Origin of the sequence: Mesorhizobium wenxiniae, from assembly GCF_002284535.1 — a bacterium.
Classification (GTDB): domain Bacteria; phylum Pseudomonadota; class Alphaproteobacteria; order Rhizobiales; family Rhizobiaceae; genus Mesorhizobium; species Mesorhizobium wenxiniae.
Genome location: NZ_NPKH01000011.1, coordinates 192,011 through 207,315 on the forward strand (window position 1 = coordinate 192,011; position 15,305 = coordinate 207,315).

The following is a 15,305-nucleotide window of genomic DNA, read 5'->3' on the forward strand; positions in this document are numbered from 1 at the left end:
CCCCCGGCTCTCCTCCCGGCTTTGACGGATCGTCAGACCGTCTCCCAGCCTTCCTTCTCGCCGGCGCGGAAGATGGCGTCGATGACCTTCTGGTTGAGCACCGACTCTTCCAGCGTAAAGACGCGGTCGGTGCCGCCCTGTGCCGCCCGCGCGAACGCCTCGACCTCCAGCCGGTATTGCTGCATGCCGGGGAAGCGGAACACTTGCGCCTCGCTGTGGTTCTGGTTGTGCAGCTCGATGCGATGATGGTCGTAGATGCCGGCGTTGAACGGCGAAAGCACCTCGATGAAGCCCTTCTCGCCGTGGAATACCATCACCTGCCGCGCCGCCATCTGCGTCGACAGGTAGAACGACAGTTCGAAGTCGCCGAAATCGGCGCGGATCGAAGAGTAGATGTCGGTGCCGAACGTCTTGTCGCGTTCGATCGTCGCCTGGACGCGCAGCGGCTCCTTGCCCGTCGAAAAACGAGTCGATACCGTCGGGTAAACGCCGATGTCGGGCAGCGCGCCGCCGCCGAGATCGAGCTGGTTGCGCATGTTCTTGGGATCGACATTGTAGTAGGAGAACGCGCCCTGCACATGGCGCAGCCGGCCGATGGCGCCGTTGGCGATCAGCTCGCGCACCTTGATCCATTGCAGGTGGTAGACGACCATGAAGGCTTCGCAGACGAGCACGTTCTTGGCGTCGCGCAGCTTGATCAGCGGCGGAATCTCCTTGGCATCGAGGGCCAGCGGCTTTTCGACCAGAACATGCTTGCCGGCCTCGATCGCCTTGGCGGTCCATTCGACATGCTGCGCGGTCGGCAGCGGGATGTAGACGCCGTCGACGTCCTTGGATGCGAGCAGCTCGTCATAGGAACCGAAGGCATGGGGCGCGCCGAAACGATCGGCCAGGGCACGGGCCCTCGAAATGTCGCGGCTGGCGATCGCGGACAGCACGCCGTTCTCCGCCTCGACTATTGCGGGCAAAAGATGCTCGCGGCCGATCTTGGCCGTCGACAAAACACCCCATCGGAACATCAGGCTTCTCCATCTTTAAATTGCAGACGTCGAGGTTTGCCTGAAATCGGCGGAAAAGCCAACGCGAACCATGGCAGGGAGCAAGGCGATCGTCTGCGGCTTGTTCGGGTGCCGGCGCTGCCCTCCGCAGAGCTTGGGTTCCTCGTGCCACGTAGCGGGAAGAGGAACCCAGGTCCAAAGGCTATCCCCTTCTACCTGTAAGCGTCATGTCGAAGTCGACGACGTTCGAATAGATCGGCGTGCCGACATCCATGCCGTAGCGCGACCGCAGCACCTTGCCGGTGACATGGAATCTGATCGTGCCCGCCTTGAGGCCGGCGAGCTCGGCGGTGAACTTTTCCGGAAAAGTCTTGCCGCGCGCCGTCAGACGGCCGGTGACAAGGGCTGACGTGTCGCCGGTGCGTTTCACGCTGGTCGAGCGGAACTGGATTTCCGGATTGTTGGCTGCGTCGAACACCGCGTCGGAGCGAAGGAAGGCGTCGACGCGGCGCTGGCCGGTGCCGACGCTTTCGGGAAAGATCGTGATATTGACCTGGGAGCGCCCGATATTGCTGTTGTCGATGCGGATGCTGCCCTTGAAGCGGGCGAAGGCGCCGGCGAGCCCGCCGCCGCCGGCCTTGCCGACGGAGAAACGGATGCTGGAACCGACCGGGCTGATCGTGTAGCTGCCGGCAGCGTCGCTGAGCGCCACCGCCGCGAAAACAGGCACGGCAAGGCAAGCGGCGACCGCCGCAAATCCGAAGATGCGCGCAACCATGGGCGTCATCCTTTTTGGAGGCAACACTTTTTAGCGCCCTCGCCCCACCAACGAATGAGCCGCTCACTCTATTCCGCGTTGTGATCCGACGAAGGCGCGATCATGCGCGTCAGCACCGTGTCCTTCAGCCAAAAATGATGGCGCAGCGCCGCGGCGAAATGCAGGGCGACAAGTCCGATGCCGGCATAGGCGAGATACCAATGCGCCGACGTCCAGAAGCTTTCCGCCGGGTCCGATTCCGCGAGTGGCAGGTCCGGCATGACGAACAGGTTGAACGGCACGCTCGGGATCTCCAGCATCGACACCGACACCAGCGCCCAGCCGGACAGGGGCAGCGCGAGCTGAAACACGTAGAGCGCGAATGGACGAGCGGCGCTGTCCGGCGCTCGAAGCGTCCGACCGAGCGTGGCAGCGCCGGCACCGCATTGCCGAGCCGCCAGGCAATGCGCAGGATCACCAGGCCGAGCAGCAGGAAACCGAAAGATTTGTGCAGTTGGATCAGCTCGAAGGCGGTGCGCTGGCTGGATACCCGCATCATGACTAAGCCGAGCGCGAACTGGCCGATGAAGATCGCGGCGATCAGCCAATGGAGGACGATCGCCGACCAGCCATAGCGGGTCGTAGTGTTTGTGATCCATGCCGGCATTGTCGGTGAACGGCTACGAGCTCGGCTTTCATCCGGTCATCTTGAAGAAATCGACAAAGGCCCTGAGCGACGGCCGCATCTGGCGGCGGCTCGGATAGTAGACGAAGAAACCGTCGAAGGGCGGGCACCAGTCCTCCAGCACGCGAATGAGCTTGCCGTCGGCAATGCCATCGCGAACATAATCCTCGAACACGAAGGCAAGGCCGGCGCCGTCGCATTGGCGATCAGATGGTCCTCGTCGAGGATCAGCGGCCCTTGCACCGCCAGCTCGATCTCCTCTCCGTCCTTCTCGAATTCCCAGCGGTAGAGGATGCCGCTGGAGAAGCGGAAGCGGAGGCAGCGGTGACCGGCAAGATCGTACGGATGGCGCGGCCTGGGCATGGTCGCGAAATAGGATGGCGCGCCGACGACGGCGCCGCAAAGATTTGGCCCGATGCGCACCGCGATCATGTCGCGCTGCAGGCTCTCGCCGAGCCGGACGCCGGCGTCGAAGCCGCCTTCGACCACATCGGTGAAGCGGTCTTCGATGACGATCTCCAGCGCGATGTCGGGATAGGCCGATGCAAAGGCACCGAGCCGCGGCGTCAGCGCCAGGTGGGCAGCGGTGCGCGGCACAGTCAGCCTTAGATTGCCAGCCGGCCGGTCGCGCGCCTCGACCGCCGATTCCAGCGCGAGATCGATTTCCGACAGCGCCGGCCTCAACCGCTCGAGCAGCTGCGCGCCTGCCTCAGTCGGGGCGACGCTGCGCGTGCTGCGCGCCAGGAGCCGGACGCCAAGACGCGCTTCCAGGCTGGAAACCGCATGGCTGACTGCGGAGGGCGCAATGGCCAGTTCCCTGGCCGCGCCACGAAAGCTGCCGCACTGGGCGACGGTTGCTAACACTGCAAGCTGTGAGAGGTGAGTTCGGTTCATTGATCTGTTTTTTAGAACAGCCCGTGCGAATGAGAGCCGATTATCGAACGCGGTGCAAGACGCTATTTCCGTCGCATCACAACAAGGAGAGGCGTAATGCAAACCCGCAAGCTTGGAAATGAACTTGACGTCTATCCGGTCGGCCTCGGCTGCATGGGGATGAGCTTCGTCTATGGCGGCCAGCCGGAGGCCGACGCGATCGCCACGCTGCGCCGCGCCGTCGATATTGGTGTCAATTTCTTCGACACAGCCGAAGTCTATGGGCCGTACGAGAACGAGATCCTGCTCGGCAAGGCGTTGAAGCCGGTGCGCGATCAGGTGACGATCGCGACAAAATTCGGCTTCAAGATTCTCGAAGAAGGCAACGGCGTCGAGCGCATGGCCGGTGTCGACAGCCGCCCCGAACACGTCAAGGCGGTGGCCGAAGCCTCATTGAAGCGGCTGGGCACCGAGGTGATCGACCTCTACTACCAACATCGCGTCGATCCCAATGTCCCGATCGAGGATACGGTCGGCGCCATGGCCGAGCTGGTGCAGGAAGGCAAGGTGCGCGCACTTGGCCTGTCGGAGGCGAGTGCCGCGACCATTCGCCGGGCGCATGCCGTGCATCCGATATCAGCCGTGCAGAGCGAATATTCGCTGTGGAGCCGCGATCCGGAAGAAGAGGTGTTTGCCGTCTGCCGCGAGCTCGACATCGGCTTTGTCCCCTACAGCCCGCTCGGCCGCGGCCTGCTGACCGGCACGATCGCCAAACCAGAGGTTCTCGGCGCCGATGATTGGCGCCGTGGATTGCCGCGCTTCCAGGCCGACGCCATGGCGGCCAATGCGGCGGTCATTGCAACGCTGGAAACAATGGCGGCGGAGAAGGGTGTGGCGCCGGCGCAACTGGCGCTGGCCTGGGTGCTGCATCAGGGCAATTTCATCGTGCCGATCCCCGGCGCCCGCGAGATCCACCATCTGGAACAGAATGCGGCAGCGGCACAGATCGCGCTGAGCCAAGCCGAGGTGGCGGCCATCGGGGACGCCCTGTCGCCGGAAAAAGTCGTCGGAAAGCGCTATACCGAAGAAATGCTGGCGCTGGTCAACGGCTAGACACCGGCCGAATGAAAATTAGAAGGGGCGCTCCAGCGCCCCTTCTTTGTTTCCAAATCCGATTTATGCCCGCAGCACTCCGCCGGTCTGCTTGTTCACATTCTCGACGATGCGCTTTGCCAGCGTCTCGAAATCCTCGTCGGTCAGCGTCTTATCGACCGGCTGGATCGACACTTCGATGGCGATCGATTTCTTGGCCGCGCCGAGCGATGCCCCTTCGAACACATCGAAGACCGAGACATTGGTGATCAGCTTCCTGTCGGCGGCAAGGGCGGCGCGGGTCAGCGTGCCGGCTTCGACCGCTTTGTCGACGACGAAGGCGAAATCGCGCTTGACCGCCTGGAAGGCAGACAGTTCCAGCTTCGGTTTCGTCCGCGTCGGCTTGGCCTTCGGCTCGGGTACGGCGTCGACGAAGACCTCGAAGCCGCAGAGCGGCCCGGAGACGTCCAGTTTCTCCAGGGTCTTAGGGTGGAATTCGCCGAACGTTCCCAAGATGACTTTAGGTCCGAGCTTGATCGTGCCGGAACGGCCGGGATGATACCAGGCCGGGCCGCCGGCCTCGATCTGCAGCCGCTCGACCGGCGCGCCGCAGGCTTCGAGTGCTGCGATCGCGTCGGCCTTGGCGTCGAAAACGCCGACCGGACCGGCATTGCCGGCCCAATGACGGCCGGAGCCTTCGAGCTTGGCCGTGCCGCGCCGAACGCCGGCGGCGACGCGTCGCTGCTGGTCGGCCGCATCGCCCTCATAGGTGCCCGATACTTCGAACAGCGCGACATCGCCGATGCCCTTGTCGGCATTGCGCTGCGCGGCGGCGATCAGGCCCGGCAGCAACGACGGCCGCATGTCGGACATGTCGGCGGCGATCGGATTGGCGAGCTTGAGTGATGTCTCGCCGCCGCCGAACAGTTCGGCATGTTTTGCCGGAATGAACGACCAGGTGACCGCCTCCATCATGCCGCGCACCGCCAGCGCCCGCTTGGCGGCGCGGGTGCGGATCTGCAGCGTGGTCAGGATCTTGGCATTGACGGCATCATGCGCGCCGAGCGGCTGCGGCGCGATATTGTCGATGCCGTGGATGCGCATGACTTCCTCGACCAGATCGGCCTTGCCATCGACATCCGGCCGCCAGGATGGCACGGCGACATTGATGACATCACCCACGCCTTCCGGTTTGAAGCCGAGGCGCGAAAGGATGGCGAGACTCCCGTCCCTGGGCACCTCGATGCCGGTCAGCCGCTTCACTTCTGACAACGGGAAGGAAACGATCTTCTCGACATGGCCGGCATAGCCGACGACTTCGGTTTCGGTCGGCGTCCCGCCGCAGAAATCCAGCACCAGCTTGGTGGCCAGTTCCACCCCGGGCACCATGAATTCAGGGTCGACGCCGCGCTCGAACCGGTAACGCGCATCGCTGATGATGCCTAGCGTCCTGCCGGTGCGCGCGGTGGTGATCGGATCCCAAAGTGCGGATTCGATCAGCACGTCGGTGGTGTTCTCGTCGCAGCCGGAATGCTCGCCGCCCATGATGCCGGCGATCGATTCGACGCCGTCCTCGTCTGCTATGACGCACATGTCAGGCGTCAGCGTGTATTCGCGCCCGTCGAGGGCGAGTACCTTTTCGCCATCGCTGGCCCGCCGCACGGTGAGGTTGCCGGCGACCTTGTTGGCGTCGAACACATGCAGGGGCCGGGCGCGGTCGAAGGTGACGTAGTTGGTGATGTCAACCAGCGCGCTGATCGGTCTCAGCCCAATGGCGATCAGCCGCTGCTGCAGCCATTTCGGCGACGGGCCGTTTTTCACGCCGCGCACCAGCCTGAGCGCGAAACCCGGGCAGAGCTCCGGTGCTTCGATCTTCACCTTGACCGGGCACATGCCGTCGCCGGCATGCGGCATGATCGCCCCGCCGACGAGGCGGCCGAGCCCGCTTGCCGCCAGATCGCGGGCGATGCCATAGACGCTGGTCGCGTCCGGACGGTTCGGCGTCAAATTGATCTCTATGACCGGATCGTCGAGATGCGCGTAGGCGGCGTAGCTGGTGCCAATAGGCGCGTCGGCGGGCAGGTCGATGATGCCGGAATGCTCTTCGGAAAGCTCGAGCTCGCGCTCGGAGCACATCATGCCATGACTTTCGACACCCCTGATCTTGCCGACCGCCAGCGTCACGTCGATCCCGGGAATATAGGTGCCGGGTGCTGCAAAGGCGCCGATCAGGCCAGCGCGGGCGTTGGGCGCACCGCAGACGACCTGCACCGGGGCCTTGCCGTCGCCGGTATCGACCGTCAGCACGCGCAGCCGGTCGGCGTCGGGATGCTGCACCGCCGTCAGCACCTTGGCGATGACGAACGGCTTCAGGCTCGACCTGTCATCGACATGCTCGACTTCGAGGCCGATCGAGGTCAACCGCTCGACGATCTCGGCCAGCGAGGCGTCGGTCTCGAGATGATCCTTGAGCCAGGAGAGGGTGAGTTTCATGACTATGTTCCGTCTGATGGTCTGGGCACGCTGGTCTTCAAATGGCGCGGCAAGTCGTCCGGCATGTGCAGGAAGGGCAGTTGCTCGCGCACATGGGCATGGTGCGTCGGTTTGAAATAGGCCGGCATGTCCATGGCGCCGAGCACGAAATAGATATGGTCGGCCAGCCGCTCGTCGACATAGGCGATCGGCGAGCCGCAGACGCCGCAAAAGGAGCGCGTCACCGACCCGTTCTCGAACATCTTCAGCGCCTTGCCCGTGAAGGCGACCTGCTCGGTGATGAAGCCGACGAAAGCCGACACCGGCGCGCCGCTGGCCCGCCGGCAATCGCCGCAATGGCAATAGCTGACATGGTGCGGTTCGGCCGAAGCCTCGAACCGCACGGCGCCGCAACGGCAGCCGCCGGTGTGGGCCGCTGTCATGCGCTCAAGCCCCCGAATAGCGTCGGCATGTCGAGCGGCCGGAAGCCGTAATGCGACAGCCAGCGCACATCGGCGTCGAAGAAGGCGCGCAGGTCCGGCATGCCGTATTTCAGCATGGCGATGCGGTCGATGCCCATGCCCCAGGCAAAGCCCTGATACTCGTCAGGATCGAGCCCACCGTAGCGGAGCACGTTGGGGTGGACCATGCCGCAGCCGAGGATCTCCATCCAGTCGGAGCCTTCGCCGAAGCGCACCTCGCCCGGCCGCGAACGGTCGCACTGGATGTCCACCTCCATGCTGGGTTCGGTGAACGGGAAGAAGGACGGCCGGAAGCGCATCTTGACCTGCGGCACCTCGAAGAAGGCCTTGCAGAACTCCTCCAGCACCCATTTCATGTTGGCGACATTGGCCGTCTTGTCGATCACCAGTCCCTCGACCTGATGGAACATCGGCGAATGGGTGGCATCGGAGTCCTGCCGGTAGGTTTTTCCGGGGATGACGATGCGGATCGGCGGCTTCTGCACCTCCATGGTGCGGATCTGCACCGGAGAGGTGTGGGTGCGTAAAAGCTTGCGCTCGCCCTTCTCGTCCGGCTGGAAGAAGAAGGTGTCGTGCATCTCGCGCGCCGGATGGCCTTCGGGGAAATTCAGCGCCGTGAAATTGTAATAGTCGGTCTCGATATCGGGGCCTTCGGCGATGGCAAAGCCGAGGTCGCCGAAGATCGCGGCAATCTCGTCGCTGACCTGGCTAATCGGATGGATGCGGCCGCGCTCGGCCGGCGATTGCCGCACCGGCAGCGTCACATCGACCTTTTCCGCCGCGAGCCGTGCCGCGATCGCCACGTCCTTCAGCTCGGCGCGGCGCGCGGTAAGTGCCTCGGTGACGCGGGTCTTGAGGCCGTTGATAGCCGGGCCTTTAATCTGGCGCTCTTCTGCGCTCATCGAGCCGAGCGTCTTCAGCATTTCTGAGACCGAGCCCTTCTTGCCGAGCGCTGAAACACGCACGGCTTCGATCGCGGCCTCGTCGGCGGCCGACGCGATGTCGTTCATCAGGGAATTTTCGAGGGTTTCCATGTCACTCATGTTTCAGGCCCGATTGGAGGCAAAGAAAAACCCGCGCCAGCCCTGCCAGCGCGGGTTTCCCAAATCAAGTGTCGAAGTGCTTGGGAAGGCGCTGGTTAGGCTACAGCGCTTTCAAAAGCGTTCGGTGTGGTGTTCTTGAGGTATTCGAGCGCGACCTTGGCCTTGGCCACAAGTGCGGCAAATGCCTGCGGCTCGTGGATGGCCATGTCCGACAGGATCTTGCGATCGATCTCGATGCCGGCCTTGTTGAGACCGTCAATGAAGCGGCCATAGGTCAGGCCATGCTCGTGGGTGGCGGCATTGATGCGCTGGATCCAGAGGGCGCGGAACGAACGCTTGCGGTTCTTGCGGTCGCGGTAGGCGTACTGCAGCGACTTTTCCACCGCCTGCTTGGCGATGCGAATCGTGTTCTTGCGGCGGCCATAAAAACCCTTGGCGGCTTTCAGGACCTTTTTGTGCTTGGCGTGCGAAGTGACGCCTCTTTTTACGCGTGCCATGTCATGATCTCCTTAAAACGTTGTCCAGACCGAATGCCTTAGAGGCCGTTCGGCAGAAAATTCTTGATGACCTTCTTGCCATCCGGTTCAGCCAGAACCATCGTGCCGCGGGCATTTCGAATGAACTTGTTGGAACGCTTGATCATGCCGTGACGCTTGCCGGCCGCAGCCGACAGGACTTTACCGGTACCAGTGATCTTGAACCGCTTCTTGGCGGCTGACTTGGTCTTCATCTTGGGCATTTTGCTACTCCGTTTATGTGCGCATCATCGCGCTTTTTGTTCGCTTCAGGCCGACCAAAGCCCGAAAAGCAAATGAAACCGCCACGGCATGCCCTGCCGGGCGGTTTTTGGGAACGGCGGTGCTATACGTCAAAGCGGGCCGGCGCGCAACACCCTGTGCCTATGGGAAACGGAACAGCACCGGCAGTATGCCCGATTGCTGGGCGCCGTCGATCGATTCGAAAAACGGCAGGGCAACGAGGAATACCAGTCCGTCGAGCAGCGTCGTCCGCAGCAGGCGCGGCTTGAAGCTGCCGGTGTCGCCTTCCTGATACAGCGAAAGCTTCGGAAAGAAGCGCGGCACCCGCGCCATATACGCCTGGAATGGAGTACCGAAGGCCTCCTTCAGGAACTTCTCTTCGCGCAGGATGACGACATGAAAGGCGGCGGCGCAAATCACCGCGAAGCCGATCGCCGCAGTGATCGAGCCCATCTGCGCGCCGACGCCGGCGGCAGCTATAGAGGAGAAGACATAGAGCGGATTGCGGGTGATCGAATAGGGTCCGCCGGTAACCACCTCGGAGGATTTGCGTCCGCCGATATAGAGCGTTGACCACAAGCGCCCGACAATGCCCAGAAAGATCAGCAGGACGCCGACCATTTCGATCGTTTCGTGCGGCACGCTTTCGGGAGGAAAAGCAGACTGGCCAAACAGCAGCGCTGCGAACATGACGACCACGAGGGCGGCAAGCACCATCCTTCGTGCGTGCTGATACCTGCCCAGCGCACGCTTGGCCTGCGCTTGTTCGACCCGCGCCGATTGAACTTCATTAAGCATGTCGGGGAATCCGATCGTCGAGGAACTTCGCCAGCGATCGCAGCGCCTGGCCAAGAAAACAGGCGCCCCCGCCGATCGCGGGACGCCTTTGCAGGATGATTCAGGCGTATTTAATGCATGTCGCCTCTTTTGCCATCACGCAACTAATACAGCCAGAAGAGGACGGGAATTACACCGCTTTCCTGTCCGGACTCGATGAGTTCGAAAAACGGTATGGAAGCCAGCAACATCAAGCCGTCGCGCAGCGTGTGATTGAAGATGCGCGGTGTGAAGGTGACCTCGGCCTGATCGCGAAAAAGCAGCGGATTGGGAAAAAACCGCGGCACCCGTGCGATGTAGTCCTTGTACGGCGCCCCGAGCACGGTCGTCAAATGCCGTTCCTCGCGCAGCGTGACGATGTAGAACGCGGCCGCGCACAAAACCGCCGACGCCACCGAGACGATCACGCTGCCGGTCTGGGCGCCGATGCCGGCGGCCGCTACGGTGGAGAAAAAATACAGCGGGTTGCGCATCACCGAATATGGCCCGGTGGCAACCACTTCGGCCGACTTGCGGCCGCCGATATAGAGGATCGACCAGAGCCGGCCGCCGATCCCGATCAGTATCAGGGCGATCCCGTACTGCCCCTCTATGCGTTCGTGGCCTAGTTCATCGTGCGTGGAGCCGCCGAAGATCAGCAAAGCGCAAAAAGCACCGATCAACAGCGCCAGCAGGACGCGCCGGCGCCGCTGATAGCGGCCCATTTCGTCAAACGACTGTTCAATCGGAGAACGTGCCGCAGCGGCCATGGGACAATCCTTTCGCCGCGAGGACCGGCAACCCGAATCCTTGTCGATGCAACTTGCGGAGAAATCATGGCGAAGACAAAACAAAACAAAAGGCCGCCGAAGCGGCCTTTGCTTTCGACGGGATCGCTTAGCGGGGCGCTAGCACCATCATCATCTGGCGGCCTTCGAGTTTCGGTTCGGCTTCGACCTTGGCGATAGGCGCCACTTCCTCACGAACTTTATTCAGAAGCTGCATGCCGAGTTCCATATGCGCCATCTCGCGGCCGCGAAAGCGCAATGTCAGCTTGACCTTGTCACCTTCTTCGAAAAACCGCCGGACCGCTTTCATCTTGGTCTCGTAGTCATGGCTGTCGATGTTCGGGCGCATCTTGATCTCCTTGATCTCGATGACCTTCTGGTTCTTGCGCGCCTCGGCCGCCTTCTTCTGGTTGGCGTATTTCAACTTGCCGAGATCGAGAATTTTTACGACGGGCGGCACTGCGTTGGGCGATATCTCGACCAGATCGAGCCCAGCCTCTTCGGCGAGCAGCAATGCGTCATTGATGGAGACATCGCCATGGTTGTGGCCTTCGGCGTCGATAAGTTGGACCCGGGGAACCCGGATGTCACGGTTGGAGCGCGGGCCCTCCTTGGTGGGCGCCGTTGCTTTGAAAGGTCTGCGAATGGTCGTGGTCTCCTTGAGCCGTTTCGTTCAGGATTTTCAATTCAGATTGCGAACGCGCCAATGTGGTGAGCGCGCGGCCGGAGTCAATAGCACAGCGTTCACAGGAAATCACCTGTTGCCTGACTTCTGCCTGTACCAAACGAAGAAACTTTGCCGAGCACTTTTCGTTGAACCGCCAGCTGTGTCAAAAGACTTGCGTGAGGAGTTCGCCGTGACCGCACCGGTTTTTCTCGATGTCGACGGAACCAGCATCGCTGTCAGGCGCGCTGCGGGTGCCGCGCCAGGCATTGTCTGGCTCGGCGGCTACAAGTCGGACATGCTGGGCACCAAAGCCGAGAAGCTGGCGGAATGGGCGAGCGGGCAAGGCCGGGCATTCCTGCGCCACGACTATTCCGGTCATGGCGAATCGGGCGGCGCCTTTGCCGACGGCACCGTCTCGAAATGGCTTTCGCAAAGCCTCGCTGTCTTCCGCCATTTCACGCAAGGCAGGCAAATCCTGGTCGGCTCGTCGATGGGCGCATGGATCGCGCTGCGCATGATCCAGGAATTGCGCCAAGAATTGCACAAGGAAGGCCAGAACCGCATCGCCGGCCTGGTGCTGCTGGCGCCGGCGCCGGATTTCACCGCAGAGCTGGTCGAGCCGGCGCTGACGAAAGCGCAGAAGCGCGATCTTGCCAAGAAGGGCTTTTCCGCGGAGCCGTCGGACTATTCGGCCGAGCCTTACATCTACACCCGAGCGCTGATCGAGGACGGCCGCAACAACCTGACAATGAACGGGCCGATCGACACCCATTGCCCCGTCCACATATTGCAAGGGCTGGCCGATGCCGACGTGCCGCCGAGCCATGCGCTGAAACTGGTCGGCCTGCTGCCGGCCGACGACGTCACGCTGTCGCTGATCCCCGACGGCGACCACCGCCTGTCGCGGCCTCAGGATCTCGACATGCTGGTGCGGGCGGTCGACGCCATGGTGCGGCAGGCAGGCTAGGGACATGCGCATTTCCATTCCGGTATCCGCCTTCGTCGCGGCGATTGTCGGCTTCGGCGGCACGCTGGCCATCGTCATCGCCGCCGCCAAGGCGGTCGGCGCGACGCAGGTCGAAACCGCGAGCTGGGTGACGGCGATCTGCCTCGCCATGGCGATCGAGAGCCTGTGGCTGTCATGGCGCACCAGGATGCCGGTCATCGCCGCATGGTCGACGCCGGGGGTGGCGCTGATCGCGGCATCGAGCGGCTTTTCGATCGGCGAAGCCGTCGGCGCCTTCATCGTCACCGGGATTTTGCTGATTGCCACCGGCCTGTTCAGGCCTCTGACCAAGCTGATCGCCAGGATACCGGCCTCGGTCGCGTCGGGGATGCTGGCCGGCATCGTCGTCACCTTCGCCATCAATGCGGTGAAGGCCATTCCCGTCGACCCGTGGCTTATCCTGCCGCTGATCGCCGCCTTCTTTGTCATCCGCCTGTTCAATCCGGCGCTCTCGGTGCTGGCGGTGCTGGTCGGCGGCGGCGCTGCCGCCTTCCTCACCGGCCGGGTCGGTGGCCTGCCGACCCCGGAACTTTCGACGTTGACGCTGATTGCGCCGCAGTTCACCGTCACGGCGATCATTGGCCTGGCGCTGCCGCTTTATCTCGTCACCATGGCCTCGCAGAACCTGTCCGGCCTCGCCGTGCTGAGGGCCGCAGGCTATCACCCGGAACCTGGCGCGCTGATCGGCGTCACCGGCCTGCTTTCGCTGCTGTCGGCGCCGTTCGGGGCCTCGACCACCAATCTGGCGGCGATCTCGGCGGCGATCTGCACCGGCCCCGATGTGCATCCCGATCCGGGCGAGCGCTGGAAGACCGGCCCCTTCTACGCGCTTGCCTATCTCGTCTTCGCCATTTTCGGCGCCTCGCTGGTGGCGATCTTCGCCGTGCTGCCGCAGAGCCTGATCGTGCTGGTGGCCGGGCTGGCGCTGATGGCGCCGCTCACCAACGCGCTGTCCATTGCCTTGAAGGAGGAGAGCGAACGCATGGCCGCCACCGTCACCTTTGCCGTCACCGCCTCGGGGCTGACGCTTTTCGGCGTCGGCGCGGCATTCTGGGGGCTGATCGCCGGTTTGGTCGTGCTTTTCCTCGAAACCCTCAAAAACCGATAATCATTTCAGCCGCTTGTCCGGTTTTGGCCGGCACTGTCTTGAATCGCCGTTTTTCCCATCCCATTTCGATTCCACGCAGCCGGGATTGGCTGTCTCCAACTGAAGGATTGGGAGAAAATGAACACATCTGCATTGATCCGTCCGGCCTGGACGCCGGCGACCATCGCACTGATGGTGATCGGCTTCATGGTGTTCTGGCCGCTCGGCCTCGCCATGCTCGCCTACATCATCTGGGGCGACCGGCTTGACGGCTTCAAGCGCGACGTCAACCGCGCGACCGACGGCATCTTCGCCGGCTGCCGCCGCGGTTCCGACAGAGCGGCACGCTGGGGCCACGGCTCCGCCCGCACCGGCAACGTCGCTTTCGACGACTGGCGCGAAAAAGAACTCGAGCGGCTCAATGAAGAGCGCCGCAAGCTCGACGAGATGCTGAGCGAGTTCGACGAATATGCCAGGGAATTGCGTCGCGCCAAGGACCAGGAAGAGTTCGATCGCTTCATGGCGAACCGCAACAAGCCGACATCTCCTACAACTGGTGGATCGACCGGCTCGACGGGGACTGGCAACGGTGGCAAATCCACGCCAGGGCTACTGGACGAGTAAGGCACTTGGCCTGATATAAGTAATCAGAACGGCGTCGCGTCAGCGGCGCCGTTTCTTTTATGTCCTATTCGTTTTCCTCGAATCACGTATCGTCCCGCCATGTCATTCGGCTTCTTCCGCAACCTGACCAAACCCAGGCCCTCCCCCGTCGTGGAGCGGGAGCATTGTGTTGCCGGCCGCACGCTGCCGCTCAAGATCGTCGAGAGCGACCGGGCACGGCGGCTGACGCTGCGCATCGATTCCGGCGGCCGTGGTCTGCGCATCACCGTGCCGCCGGGCCTGCGCCGAGGCGAAGTGGAAAAATTTCTCGATCGCCATCAGGACTGGCTGGAGCAGCGGCTGGCCAAGGTGCCCAACCGGCCGCAGGTGCGGCCGGGCATCAAGATACCGGTGCGCGGCGTGCCGCATCGCATCGTTCATGAGCCTTCGAAACGCGGGACCGTCACGCTGTCGCGCGACGAACGCGGTCCGCTGATGATCGTGCATGGCGATCGTCTGCACCTGCCGCGCCGCATCGCCGATTTTCTCAAGCGCGAAGCCAAGCGCGAAATCGAGGCGCTGGTGGTCAAGCATACCGGGGCGGTCGGCAAGCGCGCCAAGGCAATCCGCTTCAAGGACACGTCGAGCCGCTGGGGATCGTGCACGTCGGACGGCAACCTGTCGTTCTCCTGGCGCATCATGATGGCGCCCCGACCGGTCATAAACTACCTCGTCGCGCATGAGGTGGCGCATCTCAAGGAGATGAACCACGGCCCAAAATTCTGGAAATTGTGCGAGCAGCTCTGCCCCGACACCGAGCGCTGCAAGGATTGGCTTAAGCGCAATGGCGGCGCGCTGCAAGCGATCATGTTCGAGTAGATCGCCCGATCAGTCGTCGTTGGCAGCGTTGAGCTCTTCAGGACGCAAGCCCTCGTCGGTATGGCGCGGCCATGGCAAGAAATTCTTCTCGAAGGCATCGTTGCTGAAATAGTCGAGCGCGCGGTGTGCCTCGGCGCCGTTGAAGGCGGCCTTGTCCATCAGATGCGCGATGACCTCGCGGGCTTGCGCGAGCTTTTGCCTAAGTTGGGCGACGGTTTGGTCTGCCATGCTTGTTTGCTCCCGCCTGTGCTGTCTGAAGTAAGGTAGCGCGTTCCGCATTCTTATCTAGAGAGGTAGCG

16 protein-coding genes and 2 pseudogenes are annotated in these 15,305 nt (G+C 62.8%); 5 read left to right on the forward strand and 13 right to left on the reverse strand.

Translation table 11 applies throughout. The features are described from left to right. Positions 1–32: 32 nt before the first annotated feature. The 4 genes and pseudogenes from CIT31_RS03260 to CIT31_RS03275 all read right to left on the reverse strand — a co-directional run bounded on the left by CIT31_RS03260 (position 33) and on the right by CIT31_RS03275 (position 3,334). The gene (locus CIT31_RS03260; RefSeq protein WP_029347491.1) at positions 33–1,019 is read right to left on the reverse strand and encodes a Gfo/Idh/MocA family protein; all 987 of its coding nucleotides are present in this window, start codon (positions 1,017–1,019) and stop codon (positions 33–35) included. Positions 1,020–1,200: 181 nt separating this feature from the next. Continuing rightward, positions 1,201–1,776 (reverse strand): YceI family protein, encoded by a 576-nt coding sequence (locus CIT31_RS03265; RefSeq protein WP_095517708.1) that lies wholly within the window; start codon positions 1,774–1,776, stop codon positions 1,201–1,203. Between the two features lie 68 nt (positions 1,777–1,844). Next, positions 1,845–2,422 (reverse strand): annotated as a pseudogene (locus CIT31_RS03270) (cytochrome b). Positions 2,423–2,450: 28 nt separating this feature from the next. After that, positions 2,451–3,334: pseudogene (locus CIT31_RS03275) on the reverse strand (LysR family transcriptional regulator). Positions 3,335–3,430: 96 nt separating this feature from the next. On the opposite strand from CIT31_RS03275, the gene CIT31_RS03280 reads away from it, so the two are divergent. After that, entirely contained in the window at positions 3,431–4,426 is a 996-nt protein-coding gene (locus tag CIT31_RS03280) for an aldo/keto reductase (protein ID WP_095517425.1), read from the forward strand. A 63-nt stretch (positions 4,427–4,489) separates the two neighbouring features. Here the strand turns inward: CIT31_RS03280 and pheT are convergent, their stop codons facing one another. The 8 genes from pheT to infC all read right to left on the reverse strand — a co-directional run bounded on the left by pheT (position 4,490) and on the right by infC (position 11,410). Continuing rightward, complete coding sequence (gene pheT / locus CIT31_RS03285) at positions 4,490–6,898, reverse strand: phenylalanine--tRNA ligase subunit beta (protein WP_095517426.1); 2,409 nt, start codon at positions 6,896–6,898, stop codon at positions 4,490–4,492. A 2-nt stretch (positions 6,899–6,900) separates the two neighbouring features. Beyond that, positions 6,901–7,320 carry a GFA family protein gene (locus CIT31_RS03290; RefSeq protein WP_095517427.1) on the reverse strand — a complete coding sequence of 140 codons (420 nt, stop codon included), beginning with the start codon at positions 7,318–7,320 and terminating at the stop codon, positions 6,901–6,903. Further along, complete coding sequence (pheS, locus tag CIT31_RS03295) at positions 7,317–8,402, reverse strand: phenylalanine--tRNA ligase subunit alpha (RefSeq protein WP_095517428.1); 1,086 nt, start codon at positions 8,400–8,402, stop codon at positions 7,317–7,319. Before pheS ends, CIT31_RS03290 begins: the two co-directional genes overlap by 4 nt. 95 nt (positions 8,403–8,497) lie before the next feature. Continuing rightward, on the reverse strand, positions 8,498–8,899 hold the full coding sequence (gene rplT / locus CIT31_RS03300; protein WP_006201247.1) for a 50S ribosomal protein L20: 402 nt from the start codon (positions 8,897–8,899) through the stop codon (positions 8,498–8,500). A 38-nt stretch (positions 8,900–8,937) separates the two neighbouring features. Continuing rightward, on the reverse strand, positions 8,938–9,141 hold the full coding sequence (gene rpmI, locus CIT31_RS03305; RefSeq protein ID WP_006201248.1) for a 50S ribosomal protein L35: 204 nt from the start codon (positions 9,139–9,141) through the stop codon (positions 8,938–8,940). A 160-nt stretch (positions 9,142–9,301) separates the two neighbouring features. After that, positions 9,302–9,958 carry a methyltransferase family protein gene (locus CIT31_RS03310; protein ID WP_095517429.1) on the reverse strand — a complete coding sequence of 219 codons (657 nt, stop codon included), beginning with the start codon at positions 9,956–9,958 and terminating at the stop codon, positions 9,302–9,304. A gap of 143 nt (positions 9,959–10,101) precedes the next feature. After that, on the reverse strand, positions 10,102–10,746 hold the full coding sequence (locus tag CIT31_RS03315) for a methyltransferase family protein (RefSeq protein ID WP_095517430.1): 645 nt from the start codon (positions 10,744–10,746) through the stop codon (positions 10,102–10,104). 127 nt (positions 10,747–10,873) lie between these two features. Continuing rightward, entirely contained in the window at positions 10,874–11,410 is a 537-nt protein-coding gene (infC, locus tag CIT31_RS03320) for a translation initiation factor IF-3 (RefSeq protein WP_077374810.1), read from the reverse strand. 211 nt (positions 11,411–11,621) lie between these two features. Between infC and CIT31_RS03325 the strand changes: the two genes are divergently transcribed. From CIT31_RS03325 to CIT31_RS03340, 4 genes are all read left to right on the forward strand, one after another. Further along, positions 11,622–12,398 (forward strand): alpha/beta hydrolase, encoded by a 777-nt coding sequence (locus tag CIT31_RS03325; protein WP_095517709.1) that lies wholly within the window; start codon positions 11,622–11,624, stop codon positions 12,396–12,398. A gap of 4 nt (positions 12,399–12,402) precedes the next feature. Then, positions 12,403–13,545 (forward strand): benzoate/H(+) symporter BenE family transporter, encoded by a 1,143-nt coding sequence (locus CIT31_RS03330; RefSeq protein ID WP_095517431.1) that lies wholly within the window; start codon positions 12,403–12,405, stop codon positions 13,543–13,545. Between the two features lie 117 nt (positions 13,546–13,662). Then, a complete protein-coding gene (locus tag CIT31_RS03335) occupies positions 13,663–14,148 on the forward strand; it encodes a DUF2852 domain-containing protein (RefSeq protein WP_029347463.1) in 486 nt (161 codons plus the stop codon). A gap of 99 nt (positions 14,149–14,247) precedes the next feature. Then, positions 14,248–15,006 (forward strand): M48 family metallopeptidase, encoded by a 759-nt coding sequence (locus CIT31_RS03340; protein ID WP_095517432.1) that lies wholly within the window; start codon positions 14,248–14,250, stop codon positions 15,004–15,006. 9 nt (positions 15,007–15,015) lie between these two features. On the opposite strand, the gene CIT31_RS03345 is transcribed toward CIT31_RS03340, so the two are convergent. Beyond that, on the reverse strand, positions 15,016–15,234 hold the full coding sequence (locus CIT31_RS03345; RefSeq protein ID WP_065011512.1) for a hypothetical protein: 219 nt from the start codon (positions 15,232–15,234) through the stop codon (positions 15,016–15,018). Between the last annotated feature and the right edge of the window lie 71 nt (positions 15,235–15,305).

Excerpts from the sequence above, each read along its gene's own strand:
- rpmI (WP_006201248.1), bottom strand. The coding sequence starts at position 9,141 with ATGCCCAAGATGAAGACCAAGTCAGCCGCCAAGAAGCGGTTCAAGATC.
- CIT31_RS03260 (WP_029347491.1), bottom strand. The coding sequence starts at position 1,019 with ATGTTCCGATGGGGTGTTTTGTCGACGGCCAAGATCGGCCGCGAGCAT.
- CIT31_RS03345 (WP_065011512.1), bottom strand. The coding sequence starts at position 15,234 with ATGGCAGACCAAACCGTCGCCCAACTTAGGCAAAAGCTCGCGCAAGCC.
- CIT31_RS03280 (WP_095517425.1), top strand. The coding sequence starts at position 3,431 with ATGCAAACCCGCAAGCTTGGAAATGAACTTGACGTCTATCCGGTCGGC.
- CIT31_RS03330 (WP_095517431.1), top strand. The coding sequence starts at position 12,403 with ATGCGCATTTCCATTCCGGTATCCGCCTTCGTCGCGGCGATTGTCGGC.
- rplT (WP_006201247.1), bottom strand. The coding sequence starts at position 8,899 with ATGGCACGCGTAAAAAGAGGCGTCACTTCGCACGCCAAGCACAAAAAG.
- pheT (WP_095517426.1), bottom strand. The coding sequence starts at position 6,898 with ATGAAACTCACCCTCTCCTGGCTCAAGGATCATCTCGAGACCGACGCC.
- CIT31_RS03310 (WP_095517429.1), bottom strand. The coding sequence starts at position 9,958 with ATGCTTAATGAAGTTCAATCGGCGCGGGTCGAACAAGCGCAGGCCAAG.
- CIT31_RS03340 (WP_095517432.1), top strand. The coding sequence starts at position 14,248 with ATGTCATTCGGCTTCTTCCGCAACCTGACCAAACCCAGGCCCTCCCCC.
- CIT31_RS03335 (WP_029347463.1), top strand. The coding sequence starts at position 13,663 with ATGAACACATCTGCATTGATCCGTCCGGCCTGGACGCCGGCGACCATC.
- pheS (WP_095517428.1), bottom strand. The coding sequence starts at position 8,402 with ATGAGTGACATGGAAACCCTCGAAAATTCCCTGATGAACGACATCGCG.
- CIT31_RS03265 (WP_095517708.1), bottom strand. The coding sequence starts at position 1,776 with ATGGTTGCGCGCATCTTCGGATTTGCGGCGGTCGCCGCTTGCCTTGCC.
- CIT31_RS03315 (WP_095517430.1), bottom strand. The coding sequence starts at position 10,746 with ATGGCCGCTGCGGCACGTTCTCCGATTGAACAGTCGTTTGACGAAATG.
- CIT31_RS03290 (WP_095517427.1), bottom strand. The coding sequence starts at position 7,320 with ATGACAGCGGCCCACACCGGCGGCTGCCGTTGCGGCGCCGTGCGGTTC.